Source organism: Buttiauxella izardii (genome assembly GCF_003601925.1).
In the GTDB taxonomy this organism is placed as follows: Bacteria; Pseudomonadota; Gammaproteobacteria; order Enterobacterales; family Enterobacteriaceae; genus Buttiauxella; species Buttiauxella izardii.
Window position 1 is genome coordinate 41,572 of record NZ_QZWH01000060.1, and the last position, 18,897, is coordinate 60,468.

The 18,897-nt window shown below is 51.9% G+C and carries 19 protein-coding genes and 1 pseudogene; 7 read left to right on the forward strand and 13 right to left on the reverse strand.

What is annotated here, in order from left to right; translation table 11 throughout:
• Window positions 1-5: 5 nt before the first annotated feature.
• The 3 genes and pseudogenes from D6029_RS22725 to D6029_RS20830 form a co-directional block, all read right to left on the reverse strand.
• Window positions 6-2,346: pseudogene (locus D6029_RS22725) on the reverse strand (NtaA/DmoA family FMN-dependent monooxygenase).
• A gap of 29 nt (window positions 2,347-2,375) precedes the next feature.
• Window positions 2,376-3,497 carry an amidohydrolase gene (locus D6029_RS20825; RefSeq protein ID WP_120066594.1) on the reverse strand — a complete coding sequence of 374 codons (1,122 nt, stop codon included), beginning with the start codon at window positions 3,495-3,497 and terminating at the stop codon, window positions 2,376-2,378.
• A gap of 10 nt (window positions 3,498-3,507) precedes the next feature.
• Window positions 3,508-4,530: an LLM class flavin-dependent oxidoreductase gene (locus D6029_RS20830; RefSeq protein WP_120066595.1), complete on the reverse strand. Its 1,023-nt coding sequence runs from the start codon at window positions 4,528-4,530 to the stop codon at window positions 3,508-3,510.
• Window positions 4,531-4,841: 311 nt separating this feature from the next.
• Here D6029_RS20830 and D6029_RS20835 point away from each other — a divergent pair, with 311 nt between their 5' ends.
• Genes D6029_RS20835 through D6029_RS20845 form a run of 3 tightly spaced genes read left to right on the forward strand, consistent with a single transcriptional unit; the run spans window position 4,842 to window position 6,504 of the window.
• Complete coding sequence (locus tag D6029_RS20835) at window positions 4,842-5,165, forward strand: helix-turn-helix domain-containing protein (protein WP_208642703.1); 324 nt, start codon at window positions 4,842-4,844, stop codon at window positions 5,163-5,165.
• A complete protein-coding gene (locus tag D6029_RS20840; RefSeq protein WP_120066596.1) occupies window positions 5,150-5,464 on the forward strand; it encodes a HipA N-terminal domain-containing protein in 315 nt (104 codons plus the stop codon). The genes D6029_RS20835 and D6029_RS20840 overlap by 16 nt, the downstream gene beginning before the upstream one ends.
• A 2-nt stretch (window positions 5,465-5,466) precedes the next feature.
• A complete protein-coding gene (locus tag D6029_RS20845; RefSeq protein ID WP_120066597.1) occupies window positions 5,467-6,504 on the forward strand; it encodes a type II toxin-antitoxin system HipA family toxin in 1,038 nt (345 codons plus the stop codon).
• A gap of 55 nt (window positions 6,505-6,559) precedes the next feature.
• Here D6029_RS20845 and yfaU read toward each other — a convergent pair whose 3' ends face one another.
• The 7 genes from yfaU to D6029_RS20880 all read right to left on the reverse strand — a co-directional run bounded on the left by yfaU (window position 6,560) and on the right by D6029_RS20880 (window position 14,100).
• A complete protein-coding gene (gene yfaU, locus D6029_RS20850; RefSeq protein WP_120066598.1) occupies window positions 6,560-7,363 on the reverse strand; it encodes a 2-keto-3-deoxy-L-rhamnonate aldolase in 804 nt (267 codons plus the stop codon).
• Window positions 7,360-8,655, reverse strand: coding sequence for an MFS transporter (locus D6029_RS20855; RefSeq protein ID WP_120066599.1), 1,296 nt, complete (start codon window positions 8,653-8,655; stop codon window positions 7,360-7,362). Before D6029_RS20855 ends, yfaU begins: the two co-directional genes overlap by 4 nt.
• Window positions 8,656-8,742: 87 nt before the next feature.
• Window positions 8,743-9,948 (reverse strand): L-rhamnonate dehydratase, encoded by a 1,206-nt coding sequence (gene rhmD, locus D6029_RS20860; protein WP_120066600.1) that lies wholly within the window; start codon window positions 9,946-9,948, stop codon window positions 8,743-8,745.
• Window positions 9,949-9,970: 22 nt separating this feature from the next.
• The gene (locus D6029_RS20865; RefSeq protein ID WP_120066601.1) at window positions 9,971-10,750 is read right to left on the reverse strand and encodes an IclR family transcriptional regulator; all 780 of its coding nucleotides are present in this window, start codon (window positions 10,748-10,750) and stop codon (window positions 9,971-9,973) included.
• Window positions 10,751-10,999: 249 nt separating this feature from the next.
• The gene (gene tsr / locus D6029_RS20870) at window positions 11,000-12,664 is read right to left on the reverse strand and encodes a methyl-accepting chemotaxis protein (protein ID WP_120066602.1); all 1,665 of its coding nucleotides are present in this window, start codon (window positions 12,662-12,664) and stop codon (window positions 11,000-11,002) included.
• Between the two features lie 85 nt (window positions 12,665-12,749).
• On the reverse strand, window positions 12,750-13,328 hold the full coding sequence (locus D6029_RS20875; protein WP_120066603.1) for a PadR family transcriptional regulator: 579 nt from the start codon (window positions 13,326-13,328) through the stop codon (window positions 12,750-12,752).
• A gap of 10 nt (window positions 13,329-13,338) precedes the next feature.
• Complete coding sequence (locus D6029_RS20880; RefSeq protein WP_120066604.1) at window positions 13,339-14,100, reverse strand: siderophore-interacting protein; 762 nt, start codon at window positions 14,098-14,100, stop codon at window positions 13,339-13,341.
• Between the two features lie 264 nt (window positions 14,101-14,364).
• On the opposite strand from D6029_RS20880, the gene D6029_RS20885 reads away from it, so the two are divergent.
• Window positions 14,365-14,580: a YdcH family protein gene (locus D6029_RS20885; protein ID WP_120066605.1), complete on the forward strand. Its 216-nt coding sequence runs from the start codon at window positions 14,365-14,367 to the stop codon at window positions 14,578-14,580.
• Window positions 14,581-14,630: 50 nt separating this feature from the next.
• Here D6029_RS20885 and yqfB read toward each other — a convergent pair whose 3' ends face one another.
• Complete coding sequence (gene yqfB, locus D6029_RS20890) at window positions 14,631-14,945, reverse strand: N(4)-acetylcytidine aminohydrolase (protein ID WP_120066606.1); 315 nt, start codon at window positions 14,943-14,945, stop codon at window positions 14,631-14,633.
• 15 nt (window positions 14,946-14,960) lie between these two features.
• Window positions 14,961-15,134: a GhoT/OrtT family toxin gene (locus tag D6029_RS20895; protein WP_120066607.1), complete on the reverse strand. Its 174-nt coding sequence runs from the start codon at window positions 15,132-15,134 to the stop codon at window positions 14,961-14,963.
• A 207-nt stretch (window positions 15,135-15,341) separates the two neighbouring features.
• On the opposite strand from D6029_RS20895, the gene D6029_RS20900 reads away from it, so the two are divergent.
• The 3 genes from D6029_RS20900 (at window position 15,342) to D6029_RS20910 (ending at window position 17,412) form a co-directional block, all read left to right on the forward strand.
• Window positions 15,342-15,668 (forward strand): DUF3302 domain-containing protein, encoded by a 327-nt coding sequence (locus tag D6029_RS20900; protein ID WP_120066608.1) that lies wholly within the window; start codon window positions 15,342-15,344, stop codon window positions 15,666-15,668.
• A gap of 4 nt (window positions 15,669-15,672) precedes the next feature.
• Complete coding sequence (locus D6029_RS20905; protein ID WP_120066609.1) at window positions 15,673-16,809, forward strand: HlyD family secretion protein; 1,137 nt, start codon at window positions 15,673-15,675, stop codon at window positions 16,807-16,809.
• Window positions 16,810-16,947: 138 nt separating this feature from the next.
• Complete coding sequence (locus D6029_RS20910) at window positions 16,948-17,412, forward strand: YybH family protein (protein ID WP_120066610.1); 465 nt, start codon at window positions 16,948-16,950, stop codon at window positions 17,410-17,412.
• A gap of 48 nt (window positions 17,413-17,460) precedes the next feature.
• On the opposite strand, the gene patD is transcribed toward D6029_RS20910, so the two are convergent.
• The gene (patD, locus tag D6029_RS20915) at window positions 17,461-18,885 is read right to left on the reverse strand and encodes an aminobutyraldehyde dehydrogenase (RefSeq protein ID WP_120066611.1); all 1,425 of its coding nucleotides are present in this window, start codon (window positions 18,883-18,885) and stop codon (window positions 17,461-17,463) included.
• Window positions 18,886-18,897 lie beyond the last annotated feature (12 nt).

The window sequence follows — 18,897 nt, forward strand, 5'->3', positions numbered from 1 at the left end:
GCTCCTTAATCGCCAAGGCCAGCGGGGTTGATTTCAGATGCCGGGATTTGCTCAACGCCTTCGCCCCAGCGGTTCAATACTTTGTTGTAATCGCCATTTTTGATGACGCCATTAAGCGCGGTTTGCACCGGGTCGACCAGGCCACTGCCTTTTTTGAGCGTGACGGCAATATGCGCCGCTTTTGGCCAGCCGCCATCGACCACGCCGACGAGCTGCGTTTTCTGGGTTAGCGCGGCTTTCCATGCGCCAGTGACGTTCGGGCCAAAGAAGGCATCGGCGCGGCCAGACTGCAAGGCTAGGGTTTGAGCAGCATCGTCTTTGGTATAAACCGGCGTGAATGGCTTCAGCCCTTTCTTCTGGTTCTCTTCATTCCATGCCAGCAAGATAGATTCCTGGTTGGTGCCGGAGCCGACGATAATGCGCAGCCCGGCGATATCCTCTGCTTTTTCAATCTTCTTAATTGGGCTGTTGGCCTTCACATAAAATCCGAGTGAGTCTTTACGATAGGTCGCGAAGTCGAATTTCTGTTTGCGATCTTTAGTGACGGTAATATTGCTGATTGCGGCATCATATTTCCCCGAACTGACGCCCAGCGGCCAGTCTTCCCAGGATGTTGGCACCACGTTTAGCTCCAGCCCTAAGCTGTCGGCTACCAGGCGGGCGATATCCACTTCGCTCCCAAGCAGCGTTTTGTTGTCTTCAGCAAATACGGTTAACGGCGGTGAATTCAGTGCGGCAACCGCCACGGTGAATTTACCCGGCACGGCAAAGCGATAATCTTTTGGCAGTTGCGCCACCGCAGCGGGATTTACGGCGGTGTTGATGGGCGTTTTGTTGGCTTCGAGGCTGACGCCAGTGCCGTTAATCGTCACGTTTTGTGCAAACGCGGCAGTGGAAGAAAGTGCCAGCGCGATGGCCAGAATGAGCGATTGTTTTTTCATGTGTTGTTCTCTTTTAATTATTGTGATGTTTGTTGTCGGATGACGCTTCGCTTATCCGACCTACCCGGTTACGCGAAGCGTCATCCGCCATTTATGCCGAGAATTGATTCACCGGTTCTGCTAAACCCAAACTTTCGCGCAACGTGGTGCCGGGATATTCGGTGCGGAATAACCCACGCGCCTGTAATACCGGAACCACTTCATCGACAAAACGCGGGAAGGTATCTGGCGTGCCGCCCTGGATAATGAAACCGTCGGCGGCGTAGCTTTCGAACCACTGTTGTAACCCGTCAGCCACTTGCTGCGCGGTGCCTGCAAAACGTGGGCGTGGCGATGCCGCTTCGAGTGCAACCTGGCGTAATGTCAGCTGGCGTTCGCGGGCATTGCGTTTGATTTCATCTGTGGTGCTGCGAAAGCTGTTTTGCCCCAAATCACCGATATCAGGGAACGGTTCGTCCAGCGGATACTGGCTAAAATCATGGTGTTCAAAGTAACGGCCGAGGTAATTCAGCGCGTCGTTAATCGAGACTAACGCGGCGGTGGTTTGATACTGGTTTTCCACATCATCGGCATCTTTACCGACAATCACGCTCACGCCCTGGAATATATGCAGGTCTTCGGGCTGGCGATTGTGATTTGCCAGTTGGCTTTTTACATCGCGATAAAAATGCTGCGCGTCTTCTATTGTTTCATGATGCGTGAAAATAGCATCCGCATGGCGAGCGGCTAATTTTTTACCATCATCGGAAGCACCTGCCTGGAATACAATCGGGCGGCCTTGTGGCGTGCGGGAAATATTTAGAGGCCCGGCCACTTTAAAGAAATCACCGTGATGATTAATGGTGTGTAATTTATTCTGGTCGAAAAACTTACCGGTTTCTTTATCACGAATAAAGGCATCTTGTTCCCAGGAATCCCAAAGCCCCTTTACCACATCGAGATATTCATCGGCAATGCGATAACGCAATGCGTGTTCCGGGTGGTTCTCGCGGGAGAAGTTCTTTGCCGAACCTTCCAGTGGTGAAGTCACCACGTTCCAGCCCGCACGGCCTTTGCTTAAATGATCGAGGCTTGCGAACTGGCGCGCAACGGTGAACGGCTCGCTATAGGACGTCGACAACGTGCCGACCAGGCCCAAATGCGTAGTAACGCTGGCTAATGCCGACAACACCGTGAGCGGCTCAAATCTATTCAGGAAATGTGGGATAGATTTTTCGTTAATATATAAACCGTCAGCGACGAATAAAAAATCCAGCTTTCCGGCTTCGGCTTTTAATGCCGTCTCTTTAACAAAATCAAAATTAATACTGGCATCGGCAATGGCGGCTGGATGACGCCAGGCCGACATATTCCCGGAAGCGCCGTGTAATATTGTGCCCAGGCGCAGTTGTCTCGCATTCGACAAGAGGTTTGACATAATGATTCTCCGAAAGATTATTTTATCAGTAGCGCCTGTTCGGCAAGCGTTGCGAAATATCTCGCCGCATCTTCAATTAAGGCTTCATCCGGATTAAACGCCGAATGGTGTAAACCGTATTCGCTGGCGCTGCCAATACTGACAAACGCGCCGGGAATGGATTGCAGATACACGGCAAAATCTTCGCCGCCCATATGCAGCTCCGAGGTTTGAGTCTGATACCCGGCCTCTTTTGCGACCTGCATCGCAAACGCCGCCCATTTCTCATCGTTGATCAATGTTATTGGCCCGTTAAACCAATCCACTTCAATGTGCGCCCCAAACGCACTGGCTAAACCGGCTGCAATCTCACTGATTCTTTTCTCAACCACCCGTTGTACATCGGCGTTATGGGTACGCACGGTTCCTTCGAGTTCGACGTTTTCCGGCAATACATTCCAGGTATTCCCTCCCTGAATGCGTGTGACACTCACAACCACCGAATCCAGGGTGTTGATATTGCGGCTGGCGATAGTTTGCAGCGCAATCACCAACTGGCTGGCGATCACAATCGGATCGTTCCCTTCTTGCGGGCGAGCGGCATGTGCGCCCTTGCCCGTAACCCGAATCACAAAGCGGTCGACGTTGGCATAAAACGCGCCGCCGCGTGTGGCAAAAGTGCCAACCGGCAAACCGGGTTCGTTATGCATACCGAAAATGGCGCTCACGTTCTCCAGCGCCCCGGCTTTAATCAGCGCTTTAGCGCCGGTAAAGTTTTCTTCTGCAGGCTGAAACAATAAACGCACGCGCCCGGCCAACTGTGATTCCCGCGCTTTTAATAACAGCGCCGCACCCAGAATCACGCTGCTATGCACGTCATGGCCGCAGGCGTGCATTACGCCGTCATTGTGCGAGCTAAATTCAACGCCGCTGGTTTCGTGAATCGGCAGCGCGTCGATATCCGCTCGCAACGCAATCACCTTTTCACCCTGCCCGATTTCCGCAACCACGCCGGTGGCGAGTGAATACGGCAACAAACGCAAGCCAGCAGATTCCAGCCAGTGGCGTATCCGTGCCGTAGTCGCCACCTCTTCCCCGGATAATTCCGGGTGCTGGTGTAACTCACGCCGCCAGTCGATAAGCTGCTGTTTAAAGGTCATCAGCGTCCCCTTACCAGGCTTCATGTTGCGCAGTAAATTCGGCGACCGGCTTGACTGGCGTGGTGCCAGCCAACAAACGCAGCGACTGAAAACGGGCTGCGGGATCGGCAATCGGCGTATCAATAATGAATTCGTCGATACCAAACTCTTTGCTCAACGCCGCCAGCCCGGCGTGAACAGTTTCAGCGGTGCCTTTTAACAACGATGGTTCACGGCGTTCGATTTTTTTGATGGCGCTTCCTGCCTGGCGGGCAAAAGCGTGGGCTTGCGCTTCACTGGCGACACTCACGCGCTGGGCGTTTTCCAGCTCCACGCTCCAGATTTCCACAAGATTTGCCAGTTCATCGGCTTTTTCTGCGTCGGCGGCAACAATCACCTGCACCGCAACAATCGTGTCGAGCGCACTGCGGCTGCGCCAGGAACTGAGCACTTCACGCATTAAGGCTTTGTCGCCATTCAGGTGGGCGGCGTAGACAAAATTCCAGTTCAGTTGTGCGGCAAGTCTCGCACTTTCAAGGCTTGCGCCCAGCAAGAAACGATCGGCGCTTTGAAGCGGAACCGGCGTGGCGCGTAAGGTTTCCTGGTCATCCTGTGCGGCAGGCAAAGAAAGCCAGTTATCGAGCTGGGTGAGTTGTTCGGCGAAGGTTTCTTTCTCCTGCACACCGCGCTGCAACGCTTTAGTCGAAAGCGGCAATCCACCGGGGGCTTTGCCAACGCCGAGATCAATACGATTGGGCGCCAGGTTTGCCAGTAAGTTGAAGTTTTCAGCCACTTTATACGGGCTGTAATGCTGCAACATCACCCCGCCGGAACCGACACGAATGCGGTTTGTTTGCCCGATAATCCACGCAATCAGCAATTCCGGCGATGGGCTCGCCAGCCGTGCGGTGTTGTGGTGTTCGGCAATCCAGAAACGGTGATAACCCCAGGCTTCGGCCTGTTGTGCGAGATGTAGCGTGTGCTTCAGCGCCTCGCCAGGCGTGTCATTCTGCGCAACCGGGATTTTATCCAACAGACTGATTCGATAAGACATGCAGCAAACTCGTGTTGATTAACATGCCTTCATTAATAGGGATTCCGTCTGGTTGAGTGAAACAATTAATTTACATTTGGTTATCCAGTTTCTGGATAAGGGGATTTTCACCACATGAAAAAGGTCATAAATGGTCTATTGTTTTAATAAAAATTCAATAAAAGACCTTTCATAAACCATTAAATGTGCATTAGACCAAATATGAGCTATTTGAATTAAAAAAAGACAATAAAGCTCACTCATGATACATTTTTATATCACAGGCTCACATTTAACCTTTTTCCTGCTTAAATTATGAAATGGGGTCAAAAATGAACTACGACACGACATCACTCGCCGACAAACTCCACGCCATGAGCGAATTACTCAATGACGTTAAAAAAGCGGTGATTTTGCGGGCGCAGGAATCTGACCTCGCCATCAACGAACAGGTCATTACGGAGTCGGCGCAGCTCGGGCTGCAATTGAACCAGCGCCGTAAAGAACTCGATATCGATCTGGCGACGCTCGAGCTACAAACCGGGGTGTCGGCCTCAACGCTCAAACGCCTGTTTAAAGATCCAGAGCAGGTCAAATTTGGCACCGTATTGCGGGTTGCCGAGGCATTAGGTGTGAAGCTATGCGCCGCCGTGTAGAAGTGTGGTTATACGGTGAGCCAGTGGGCGAGTTGCGTCAGGACGACAACGGTTTTGCTTTCAGCTACCACGCAGATTATATCGGCCCGCCGCTGTCGCTGAGTTTACCGGTGCGCGTTCGCCACTTTCAAAGCCCGACGCTGCCGCCCTTTTTCGCTTCATTAGCGCCTGAAGGCTGGCTGAAAATGCGCTACAGCCAATTACAGCAGCGCGACGAACACGACCTTCTCGGGATGCTTATCGATAACGGTAAAAACCTGATTGGCGCGGTGCAACTGGTCAACATGCAGGAGGATTAACCATGCGATGCCACATTCTTTTGACACCGCTGACGCAGGCCAAAGAGCAGGAATCCGGTTATTCAGCCAAAGGCCTGAAGTATCTGACGGGTTCCGGCAAAGTGAACCCACAGCTCAGTTTTACGCGTAACGAATTTATCCATGAACTGCCGAAAGCCCAGCGCGGGATGAGCATTTCCGGGTATCAGCCAAAGCTGCAAATGGTGGTGCGCGACGGTGAGTTTGCGGTGGTTGAACATCAGGGCGAGTACATTCTCAAACCGTCCCCTGCTGAGTTCCCGCACCTGGCAGAAAACGAACACGCGACGATGACGTTAATGGCGCGCCTGGGTTTTGATGTGCCGCCAAATGGGCTGGTACGTTTTGCGCGTGAAGATAATGAAACGGAACCCGAGTTGGCCTTCGTGATTCGCCGCTTTGACCGTGATACTCAAACTGGCGCGGCAATCCACCAGGAGCAACTCGACGCGGCGATGAACGTCGGCGAAAAGTACGGTAAAACCGGCAGCGACGGCAAACAGTACGTGAGCTATCAGCAACTGGCCGAGTTTCTGACTCAGCACGTCAACAGCAACGTGGCGTTTAAAATCGACCTGTTCCGCCGTATTGCCTACGCCTATTTGTTGGGTAACAACGATATGCACCTGCGTAATTTCGGGCTGATTCACCCGCGCATTGGCGAGCCGACGCTTTCGCCGGTTTATGATTTTGTCTCGGTTGCGCCCTATCCGGCCATTTTTAGCTCCGGGTTTATGGCTCTGCCATTGCTGAGCTGCGAGGAAGGCGACCGAGAATTAGCGCCCGGTTTTAAAACCGCCTACGGTGAATATCTGGGTATGGATTTCCGCGAACTCGGCCTGGCGATGGGATTGACCGACAAGCTGATCGTCAAATTGTTAGGCGATTTGCAAAAAGAAAGCCGCATTGTAGAAGCGGTGTATCGTGATTCGTTGATGCCCGAAACCGACGTAGAAATAACGCTGCGTTGTTATCGCCAGCGGTTAGACCGGTTGATGCGGCTGGATGAAGCGGAGTTGTGAAAATGTCGGATGACGCTTGCGCTTATCCGACCTACGGCGCAAGCGTCAGGCTGTGTTAGTAGCTGTTTTTATTGCCAGTCTGCAATGGAGGCTGGCGGAATAATGCCAGGCGCGCATCCAGAGCTTGCGTATAGAGCATGGTATCTACGCCGACCGCGACAAAATTAGCTCCCCACTCAATGCATTTTTTTGCCATTTCCGGATTCACGGCCAGGAACCCCGCCGCCTTGCCTGCGCTGCGGATACGGCGAATACTTTGCTCGATGATGCGCTGGACTTCCGGGTGATCGGCGTTATCCGGGTAGCCAAGCGATGCAGATAAATCCGCCGGGCCGATAAAAATACCGTCGATACCATCAACTTCCAGCAACTCATCCAGGTTATCCAAAGCCGTTTTACTCTCGGCCTGAATTAACACGCACAGTTCTTCATTTGCCTGCGCCATATAATTCTCAACTCGTCCCCAGCGGGCAGCACGCGCAACGCTTGCGCCAACGCCTCGGGTTCCCAGCGGCGGATAACGCGTGGCGCTGACAATTTCCCTGGCCTGCTCGGGCGTGTCCACCATCGGAATCAGCAACGTGCGTGCGCCGATATCCAGCATCTGTTTGATAATGCTTCTTTGCCCTTCGACCGGGCGAATCACCGGCTGGCTGCGGTATGCGGCAATGGCCTGTAGTTGATGATAGAGATCCTGAACGGTGTTCGGCGCGTGTTCGCCGTCGATTAACAGCCAGTCATAACCCGAGGTTGCCGCGATTTCAGCCAGATAAGACGAGGTGCTGCTCAGCCAGAGTCCGATTTGCACCTCGTTATTGAGAATGCCCTGCTTAAACGGGTTTGATAACAGCGAATTCATAGCGATTCCTTTTCATTAATTCGGGTCAGCGGTGCCTGTTTTGCCACGCTAAGGGTGAAGATAATCAACGCGCCGACAATGGCGATGCCCGCCAGCGCCAGCAATCCTGCGGCATTATTGTTAAAAGCGGTTTCAGCTTTGACACGAATAAGCGGAGCCAGGAATCCGCCGACCGCACCAAACAGATTCACGAAACCAATGCCTGCGGCGAGTGCCGTTCCTGAAAGAAGCTGTGTGGGCATCGTCCAGAACACCGGCTGTACGGCAATGAAACCGACAGCCGCAACGCATAGCGCGACCATGGCAAAAAACGGGCTGACTAAACCAGAAACGCCGATGCCTATTCCTGCCGCAAGCAATGTCAGCGCTGCTATATTTTTGCGGTCGCCGGTTTTATCGGAATAACGCGGGATATACCAGGTGCCGAACAGCGCCGCAACCCAGGGAATGGCCGTGACTAGCGAAGCGGTAAAGCCGACTTTTGTTCCCATTAATTGCGCCACCTGAGTGGGCAGGAAGAAGATCAGCCCGTAAACCGCAATCTGGATGGTCATATAGATAATGGCGAGCTGCCACACCCGGCTATTGCTGATGGCGTCCATAAAGCGCGAGTGGGTTTTCTTCTCGTCTTCACGCGCCAGTTGCGCCAGCAAAACCCGCTTCTCTTCATCCGTCAGAAAACGCGCTTTCTGCGGCGTATCGTCGAGATAGAAAAAGGTGAATACCCCTGCCGCAATCGCCAGCAGCCCTTCAATCAGAAACATCCAGTACCAGCCGGGGCTGCCCATAAAGCCGTGCATTTCCAGTAACGCACCGGAAAGCGGCGAACCGAGCGTTAACGCCAGCGGCGCCCCCATATAAAACAGCCCCATAATTGCGGCGCGGTTTTGCTGCGGAAACCACTGCGAGGTGAGATAAATCATGCCGGGGAAAAACCCGGCTTCGGCAGCGCCCAGCAAGGTGCGAACGATGAGAAACTTCGCTTCGGTATCGGCGTAACCCATGCCAGCCGACAGCGCTCCCCATAACAACGTTGTGCCGCCAATCCAACGCCGCGCGCCCCATCTGCGCATCAGTAAGTTTGCCGGAACGCCGAGAAACGCATACACCACGAAGAAGATCCCCGCCCCCAGCGCATACGCTTCGTTGCTTAATCCGGTGTCTATCTGATAAGTCTCTTTCGCAAACCCGATATTGGAGCGATCAAGAAACGCCAGAATATACAGCGCGAGCATGAACGGAATCAGACGTGCGCGGTTCTTCTTTACCGCACTGTTTAATACGGAATCCATAACTGTTTCCCTCTGAATGATGCGAATAAAGGTTACAGTGTCACGAACAATCAACGGTGATATCCTGTTAAACGTGACACTGGATGATTAATGGCTGTAAGGACGTTTCAGGTTTAAATCGCGGTTAAGCTCAACGCCGAAGCCCGGTTTATCGAGCACCGACTTGTGCATTCGCCCGTTCACCGGCACCGGTTCATCGAGCAAAATGGGGTCAAACTGCGGACGCAGTGTTGAACAATCCGGGCTGGTCATCAGGAATTCGCTAAACGGCGTGTTGGTGAAGGTAATCACCGCGTGATGGGAATAGACAGAGGAGCCATGCGGCACCACAAGCTGCCCGCGAGATTTGGCAATCGCGGCTATTTCTACCAGCGTGGTCAACCCACCACACCAGCCGACATCCGGTTGCATAATGTCGATACCGGTTTCGGCCAGCGTGCGGAAGGATTGCAGCGTGCCGTGGTGTTCACCACTGGTCACCATCATGCCCGCAGGGGCATTGCGCTTCAGCTCACGATAGCCTTCGTATTGCTGCGGCGGCAGGCACTCTTCTATCCATTTCAGGTTGTACGGCGCGCAGGCATGGGCAAGTTTGGTGGCGTAGTTCACATCCTGGCTCATCCAGCAGTCGAGCATCAGCCAGAAATCCGGCCCGCATTTTTCACGGAACTGCGCCACCATGGCGGCATCTTTGCGAATACCCGCATCGCCATCGTGCGGCCCCCAGTGCGTAGGCATTTTGCCGCCGATGAATCCCATTTCTTTGGCTAAATCAGGGCGCGCACCGGTTGCGTAAAACTGAATTTCATCACGCACAGCGCCACCCAACAGCTTATAAACCGGCAGTCCAACCACTTTCCCAAACAGATCCCACAAGGCGAGATCGATACAGGAAATGGTGTTCATCACCAGGCCGCCAGAGCCGGAGTAATACATTGAAGCATTCAGCATTTGGTCGTGAATAAGCTTAATGTCGCTGACGCATTTCCCCTCGATAAAGCGATTGAGGTGTTTTTCAACGATGAAGCAGCCCATTTCCCCAGCGGTAGAGACTGCAAAACCGATCTGCCCGTTATCGGCTTCCACTTCCACCACTAAAGTGCCCAGAACGTTGATGCCGAACGACTGGCGCGACTGCTCATATTGAGCATATTTGCTCATCGGCGTGGCGATATGGTCATCAATCCAGTGCTGATTTCCTTGATCGTGATAATCGGCACCGCCGCTGCCTTTTTCTGCGGTAGCACCGCCAAGAAACCAGGCTCTGACTTGTTTGATTTTGGGTAGGGTCATGGTTTTTTCCTTATGAAATACGTTATGAGGCTTTCAGGTCGAACGGACTGCGCCAGCCGAGCAAACGGGAAATATCTTTGGCGCAGGCGATAGTCTGGCTGGCAATCAGGTCGCGATTGTCGTCGTTTATCTGGAGTCGGGTGCCGACCACGGAGATGGCGGCTGTGAGGTTGTTGTGCCCGTTGAACACCGGTGCGGCGACACAACGCACATCGGTATAATCTTCGCCCCGGTCATAGCTCCATCCCTGGTAGCGGATTTTTTCTATTTCCTGGAGCATGCGTTCAGGTGTGGTAATCGAGGTCGGCGTGGCTGGGCTGAAATCCAGCCCGGCTACAATATTTTCCCGTTGCGGCGAGGGCTGCCAGGCGAGCAGGCATTTGCCAATTCCTGAACGGCTCAATGAAAGACTTTTCCCTTCATGGGAGCGCACGCTGATGGTGGAAGAAGATTCAATCTTGAGGATGTAATAGGCATTCCCCCCATCAATGATCCCCAAATGGCACAGCAATCCTGTTTGTTCCATCAGTTGCGTGAGCCGTTTTCGGGCAATATCACGCAGGTCGATTTTGCTTAGCGCGTGCCCGGCAAGCTCAACCAGTTTCGTCCACAGGCAGTAGTTATCTTGCGCATCTACCGCCAGAAACCGGTGCTTCTTTAATTCCGCCAGCAACAGATAAAGCGTGCTTTTCGGGATACCCAGTGCGTTCATCAACGTTGCAGCACTGGATGGCCCGTGCTGCGCAATGAAATTGATAATTTCGATAGATCGCGTGAGTGCGGGAACTTTGCTTGATTCCATTGGGCTGGACTCCGGTCTTGTCTGATGGAATCAAGTGTGGCGATCGGGTCGCTGTGCTTATGTGAAGAAGGTCATACTTTTTTGTCTGTCGGATAAACGCGAAGATTTAGTGAGAAGAAATGTGAGGAAGTACGCAGATTTTTTTAGCGGCAGTACAACAGGTTGTACTGAAACTGACGTTTACGAGTTATAGGCCGGATAAGCGCAGCGTCATCCGGCGCTGTCGCTTATCCAGGCTTATCTAAAAAATCAGAAGGTTTCCCAGTTGTCGTTGGAATCGCTAACCGCAGCTTTACGATTCATCACCGGAGCGAGAGTGATTTTCGGCTCCGGATTGCGGGGTTGTGATTTCACTTCCTGATTAATACGGAACACCGCGACGGCCTGAGTCAGGCGGCTCGCCTGCTCTTCCAGTGCGGATGCAGCAGCGGCGGATTCTTCAACCAGTGCGGCGTTTTGCTGAGTGACGCGGTCCATTTCAGAAACCGCCAGCCCAACCTGGTCGATACCGCGGCTTTGTTCATCGGATGCCGAGGCGATTTCGCCCATGATATCCGTAACGCGCGTAACCGCATTGACGATTTCGTCCATGGTTTCACCCGCGCTTTCAACCAGCGTTGAGCCGGTATCCACTTTATTCACGGAATCTTCAATCAGACCTTTGATCTCTTTCGCGGCTTGCGCGCTGCGTTGCGCCAGGTTGCGAACTTCACCCGCCACCACCGCAAAACCACGGCCCTGTTCACCGGCACGTGCCGCTTCAACCGCCGCGTTCAGCGCCAGGATGTTAGTCTGGAAGGCAATGCCGTCGATCACGCTGGTGATATCAGCAATCTTCTTCGAGCTGCTGGCGATGTCATTCATGGTGCGAACCACGTTATCCACCACTTTGCCGCCCTTCTGCGCGGTTTCGGAGGCACTGAGTGCCAGTTGGCTGGCCTGACGTGCGTTTTCCGCATTCTGCTTAACCGTGGCGGTCAACTCTTCCATGCTGGCGGCGGTTTCTTCAAGCGATGCGGCTTGTTGTTCGGTGCGGGAAGAAAGATCGTTGTTGCCGATAGAGATTTCGCTGGCACCGCTGTAAATCGCGTTTGCGCCGTTGCGCACATCGCTGACCGTGCTCATCAGTTCAGACTGCATATGGCGCAGGCTTGCCGCCAGTTGGCCCATTTCATTAGTGCCTTCCACGTCAATGGAGTGCACCAGATCGCCGTCTGCGATGTGGCGAATGTTATCAATCAGGCGATGAAGCGGTTCAATCAGGGTTTTCTTGATGCCCAGCCAGACGATAATAATGGCCGCAACCACCAGCGTCAGGATCACGATAAGAATCCAGATGGCCTGGGAATAAGACTGGTTATTGTCGTCAACCGCTTCCTGATACAGATGGTCGTTTTGTTGCAGATAGTTAACGTATTCTTTCTCGAAACCATCCTGATATTTTTGCGTCGGCTGGTCGAAGAATTCATTAATTTTGCCCGCGCCCAGCAGCTGAATCAGCTCGGCCAGCGCGCCGTGGTAAATCGCGTAATTACGCTTGATTTCATTGATGGATTCTTCGCTCTGACGCGGGTCGCGTGGCAGGGATTCATACGCCGCCCACTCTTTCTCCGCCTGCTTTAACGACTGGCTGGCGATCAGCATCAGCTCGTTCACCGTCGAACCGCTACCGGTGTTGTTGGCATCCATCATATGACGGATGCCTGCGCGGTTCAGGGTGTTACGGGTTTGCAGCAACGCCACCCAGCTACCGTTGAGCGTCGACTGCTGCTGGCGAATAGTTTGCAGAACAGTGAAGTTTTCTTTGTCGCTTTTCAGGGCGTTAAAGAACAGCCCACCGGACGTCAATTGCAAAATACCAAATAAACCCAGCACAAACAGAAGGCTGGTTACAACTTTTATGCGCGTTAACATGCTTTTTGTTCTCGTGACAACAGAAGCATATAGTTTCGGCAGATCCCGTTGAAACTTTATGCTTCATTTCAGAGAAACGGCGCAATTAGCTGCGTTCAATGTCCTTTGCGGCCTGGTCTAAGGTATCGATGATTTTATACAGCGTCTCTTTGGGTAAATCGCTCTGGCCGAGTTTGGTATTGAGCGCCATTTTGAAGTTATGAATAGCGCGCTGAATTTCAGGCAGGCGGCGGTTATCCCCCAGCACTCCAAGTGATTCAAGCTTCGCAATAATATGGCCGAGATGTTCTTGTTGTTGAGCAAGTTCACCGTGGCCTTCTTCGGTCAACATCCACGCCTTTTTGCTACTGTCGCTTTGCACCTGAGCGATAAACCCCATTTCCTCTAATAAGGAAAGATTCGGGTAAATAATGCCAGGACTTGGCACGTATTCCCCTTTGGCCGTCGCTTCAATGGACTTAATCAGCTCATAACCGTGTGCCGTGTTGCCCGAAAGAAAATGCAGGATCAGCAAGCGAATATCGCTGGCGTCAAATAAACGCTCGCGGCGCATACGCGCTTTGCCGTCCATGCCGCCGTGTTCGTGGTGGCCACCGTGTAGACCGTGCCTTTCGTGGCGTTCATGTCGGGCGCAAAAACCGTGGTGCAGATGATGGATTTTCATATTCGACTCCTTATTTGCTATGCCAGTAAGCCACGGCGCGAACGTAATCTCCGTCCAGCCCACGGTTTTCCAGCAGTTCATCGCTGAGTTGTTTTACGTCTTGCCCTTCGCCGGTGATCCAGACGAAATAGTCGCTGGCCGGGAATTGAAGGTCGCTGACGCGTCGGGCGATAGATTCACTATCAAGCCATTCAACCTGCGCGCGTGTAAATTCGCTGAGGTAATCGTGGCTTTGCGGATGATGGCTGTTAACCAGCACGATTGGCGCGATGTGTTCAGGCAGCGATGCCAGACGGCGGCGGACCGCAGGCAGGCCACTTTCATCGCAAACGTAGAGCTGGAATGAATAATCGGTCGGGATCACCAACGATCCTCGCGGCCCGCCGATCAGCAGCGAATCGCCAGGTTGCGCACCGTCTGCCCACTGACTCGCTACGCCACCATCGTGGATGTAGAAATCTAAAGTGAGTTCGTTACGCTCTGCGTCAAACTCCAGCGGCGTGTAGTCACGAGAAACAGGACGCGCGCCCTCACCCCAGACAATGCCATCGTCCGTGACGGATGGGCGCACGAAGTCGCCACTTTCCGGTGGGAAAAAGACTTTAATATGATCATCGAAACCGTGTGAGGAAAAGCCTGCCAGCTCCGGGCTGGTAAAAATGATGCGGTGGAAACAACCGGCCACGGTTTCATTGCTTTTAACGGTTAACTCGCGGAATTTGAGTTCGTTTTTGACGCGTTTTGGAAGTTTAGGTTTGGTTTGTAAGGTCATCGGGTTCTCTTTTTCTGATGCGTAAGATATATCATAGATATGTTTTAGCACACGAAATCGAGATTGTCGTTGTCAATTTTTGCTTTTATGCAAGCGATGAATTGCTGAAAATATAACCAGAGTGGTGAACTCGCGTAAGGGATCGCAAATTGACAAACCCTTACGAAGCGGGACTTCCAATTTGCGTTAAGGAGTGCCTACACTGGCTTTGGCAGCAACTGCCAGGCTCTACTCCATTCACCATCAAAGACCAGGAGGTTTGCAATGTTTCCTGAGTACCGTGAACTGATCACCGAACTAAAATCCTCTAACCCGCGTTTCCTCAGCTTGTTTGACAAGCATAATCAACTCGACGATGAAATTTTACGCAAGGGAGGGCCGCAAGGGACGGGATGCAACGAAAAGGTCGTGCAAATGAAAAAAGAGAAGTTGCGGCTAAAAGATGAGTTGTATCAGATGTTGAAGAAAGCCAGTCACTAGCTTCGCGTCTTTGATTTTCAGGAAGGGGGATCTCCCCTTCCTTTGTATTTTTAAGCAGTTGCGACCCGTTTAAACACAATCGCGTAAAGCTCGATCAAACCCGGATAAATTTCACCAATCACTTCTTTTAGTTGTGGCAACGTCATGTTTTCCTGGCGTGCATGCTCGTCGGTCAATTGGTCAAGCGCTACGGGTGCGACGCTGATCACTTCAATCGTGCAAAAGTAGACGTCATCTTCATAACGCCCCACACGCAGTTGTTGGCCTGGCGTGAAATGCGATTCGGAAGCGTCACGCAGCGTGATGGTTTTGCGCCCGGCGACGATATCGCTTTCAAAACGCTGGAAAAAAGTTATGTCGTTCATGGAATACCTATTTGGCTAAAACAGCGAGAACATCAACGCGACGGGGAAACTCATCGGCCACGTTGCGCCTACCAGCACAGAGCTTAACAGTTTAATGCGTTTGGTATCGCGAGCCAAAAACCAGGTGATAAAAGCAGTGATTAATGACATGACTACATAAAAAACCAACATATTCTGATAAAGAGTCATTTTAAAAATTTTATAGCCCGTAAAAAATTGTCACGAAATATGCCGTTTTTTATGACTCAGATCAAGTTTTAACAGCCCTCCAGATGACGCCGTGCTTAACTTTTAAGATGAACAGCGCGGTGTCATCTCATCCTTTGTTACCAGGAATTAATGTTAGATAGCGTCTATCTTTAGTTAAGAACAGTCGTTCTGTGAATCGAGGCCGCTATGTTTCTTAACTATTTTGCGCTCGGCGTGCTTATTTTCGTTTTCCTCGTTATTTTTTACGGGATTATTATTCTTCACGATATTCCTTATCTTATTGCAAAAGCTCGCAATCATCCGCACGCAGATGCCATTCACGTTGCGGGCTGGGTGAGTTTGTTTACGCTGCATGTTATCTGGCCGTTTTTATGGATTTGGGCCACGCTTTATCGACCTGAAAGAGGCTGGGGTATGCAACAAAACCCCGACGCAACACTGGCTTCGTTACAGCAAAGGGTTTCTGAGCTGGAGCAAAAGTTAGGCGACAATAAAATAACGCCATCGGAGTAACATCATGGATTTGCTCATTATCCTGACATATGTTGCTATTGCCTGGTCAGTCTTCAAAATATTTAAAATACCGGTAAATAAATGGACAGTGCCAACAGCGGCATTAGGCGGCGTATTTTTAATTGGCGCACTTATTTTATTGATGAACTACAACCACCCTTATACTTTTCTGGCTCAAAAAGCGGTTATTTCTATTCCATTGACGCCACAAGTCACCGGTGTTGTTAGCGAAGTCACCGATAAACAAAATATGATGATTAAAAAAGGAGAAGTGTTATTTAAATTAGATCCCACCCGCTATCAGACCCGAGTGGACAGATTACAGGCTGATTTAACCACTGAAATTCACAACAGCAAATCATTACAGGGGCAACTCGACGAAGCTATTGCGAATACCACCCGAGTGATTGCTGAACGCGACAGATTATATAAAGATTACCAACGTTACCTGAAAGGAAGTAAAGCGCGGGTTAACCCCTTCTCTGAAAGCGATATCGATAACGCACGGCAAAATTATCTGGCACAAGATGCGCTGGTAAAAGGTTCTGTTGCCGAGCAATCCCAGGTAAAAAGCCAGTTAGACAGCATGGTCAATGGCGAACAATCACAAATTGCCAGCCTGCGGGCCCAACTTGCCGAAGCGAAATACAACCTGAGCCAGACGGTTATCCGCGCGCCGAGCGATGGTTACGTAACACAAGTGCTGATTCGCCCCGGAACCTACGCCGCCGCGCTGCCATTGCGCCCGGTGATGGTGTTTATTCCGCAGCAAAAACGGCAGATTATTGCGCAGTTCAGGCAAAACTCGCTGTTACGTTTAGAAGCGGGAGATCAGGCCGAAGTGGTGTTTAATGCCCTTCCCGGCCAGGTTTTCCAGGGGAAACTCACGTCGATACTTCCGGTCGTGCCGGGTGGCAGTTACCAGGCGCAAGGCACACTACAATCTTTAACGCTCACACCCGGCAGTGACGGGGTTCTGGCGGTGATTGAGCTTGAGCCAAATGCGCAAGTCGATGCCCTCCCGGATGGGATTTTTGCCCAGGTTGCCGTTTATTCTGACCACTTCACTCATGTCTCGGTGATGCGTAAGGTTTTGCTGCGCATGACGAGCTGGATGCACTATCTGTATCTTGACCATTGATATTTAAATCATTTCCCCAAAATGAATTAATCGGATTCTGATTTTTGCCACACGAACGGATAACTGTGAAAAAGGAGTATTTTCCTGGGTCAATTATAGACTACGATGAATTGCACTTTTTTATACAAGGATTCGTAAATGGAACTCATGCATAAACAGATCACTAGCACGATATTAGAAATTGAGCGCGCAGCCAGCGATCGTTTCAATAAAGGGGATATTACTGGGTATCTGGATATTTATCGCGATGACATCACCTATGTTGACCCAATGACAGCGGGTGTTCTCGTTGATAAAAATACCGTGAGACACTATTTCGAAAAATCATATTTAGGCATTGAAATAGAACAAGCGGAATGGTCAAACGTTCAAGTGGTGATTAACGAATCCGCAAACACGGCTATTTTGACCTACAACCAGCAGAACCATATTCGCAGCAAAAATGATGGGAAGCTGCATCAACTTCCCCTGTGGAACTGTAGCGAAGTTTATCGTTTGACCGACGGCCAATGGAAAATAGCCCATGCCAACTGGTCGTTTGCTCAACACCCTGTTCTTCTCGACAGCCTGAAAACATTATTCACGGATCTGGGTTATCTGTGAATGGATTAAGGTGGATAGGCGTTCAGGCGCTATCCACCTTCCCAAACGCTAGTGTTTGATCATCACATGCCGAATCACGGTGTAATCTTCTAGCCCGAACAGCGACATATCTTTGCCGTAGCCTGAAAGTTTCTGCCCGCCGTGCGGCATTTCGCTCACCAGCATGAAATGGGTATTCACCCAGGTGCAGCCATATTGCAAACGGGCGCTCAGACGATGCGCGCGACCGACGTCTTGCGTCCATACCGATGAAGCCAGCCCGTAACTGGAGTCGTTCGCCCAATTCAAAACTTGCTCTTCATCGTCAAAAGTAGTGACGCTGACCACCGGGCCAAACACCTCTTTTTGCACGATGTCATCTTCCTGCTTCGCCCCGGCAATCAACGTTGGCTGGAAGTAATTTCCCGGCCCGTCGACTTTTTCCCCGCCTGTTACCACCTTCACATGCGCCAGCGCTTTGGCGGCATTCACCGCTTTGCTCACGCGCTCAAGATGGGCGGCGGAACTCAGCGGGCCAAGCTCGGTAGACTCATCATCCGGTGCGCCGACTTTCAACGTGCTCACCGCCTCGCCTAACTTCTCGACCAGCTTGTCGTAAATCCCTTTCTGCGCGTAGATACGACACGCGGCGGTGCAATCTTGCCCGGCGTTGTAATAACCAAAGGTGCGCACACCTTCTACCACCGCATCTAAATCCGCATCATCAAACACAATCACTGGCGCTTTGCCGCCCAGTTCCATATGCGTGCGCTTAATTGACGGAGCGGTATGGCTGATGATGTGCTCGCCGGTCGCAATCGAACCGGTTAGCGACACCATGCGCACTTTCGGATGACCGGTCAGCGCATCGCCCACGGTTTGCCCACGGCCAAACAGCACGTTCAACACGCCCGCCGGGAAAATATCTTTTGCCAGTTCAGCGAGTTTAAACGCGGTTAGCGGTGTGATTTCCGATGGTTTGATCACCACGCAGTTGCCTGCGGCAAGCGCCGGGCCGAGTTTCCAGGCCGCCATCATCAACGGGTAGTTCCACGGTGCAATCGAGGCCACCACGCCAACCGGATCACGGCGGATCATCGACGTGTGCCCACTCAAATATTCCCCCGCCGCCAGCCCACCCAGGCAACGACTGGCACCAGCAAAGAAACGGAACACATCCACCACCGCCGGAATTTCGTCATTCAATACGCAGTGATATGGCTTGCCGCAGTTTTGCGATTCCAGCCGGGCAAACGCTTCCGCGTTTTGCTCAATCACATCTGCCAGTTTTAGCAGAAGTTCGGCGCGCTCTTTCGGCGTGGTTTGCCCCCAGGTAGCAAAGGCAACATCTGCGGCATTCACCGCATCATTGACCTGTTCCGTGGTGGCTTCTGCAATCTCAAGCAGCACTTCCCCGGTTGCCGGATTGTAGACCGGCAACTTTTCCCCAAGGCCGTTCACTAACTGGCCGTTAACCAAGAGTTGGCTTTGCATAGTGATACCCTT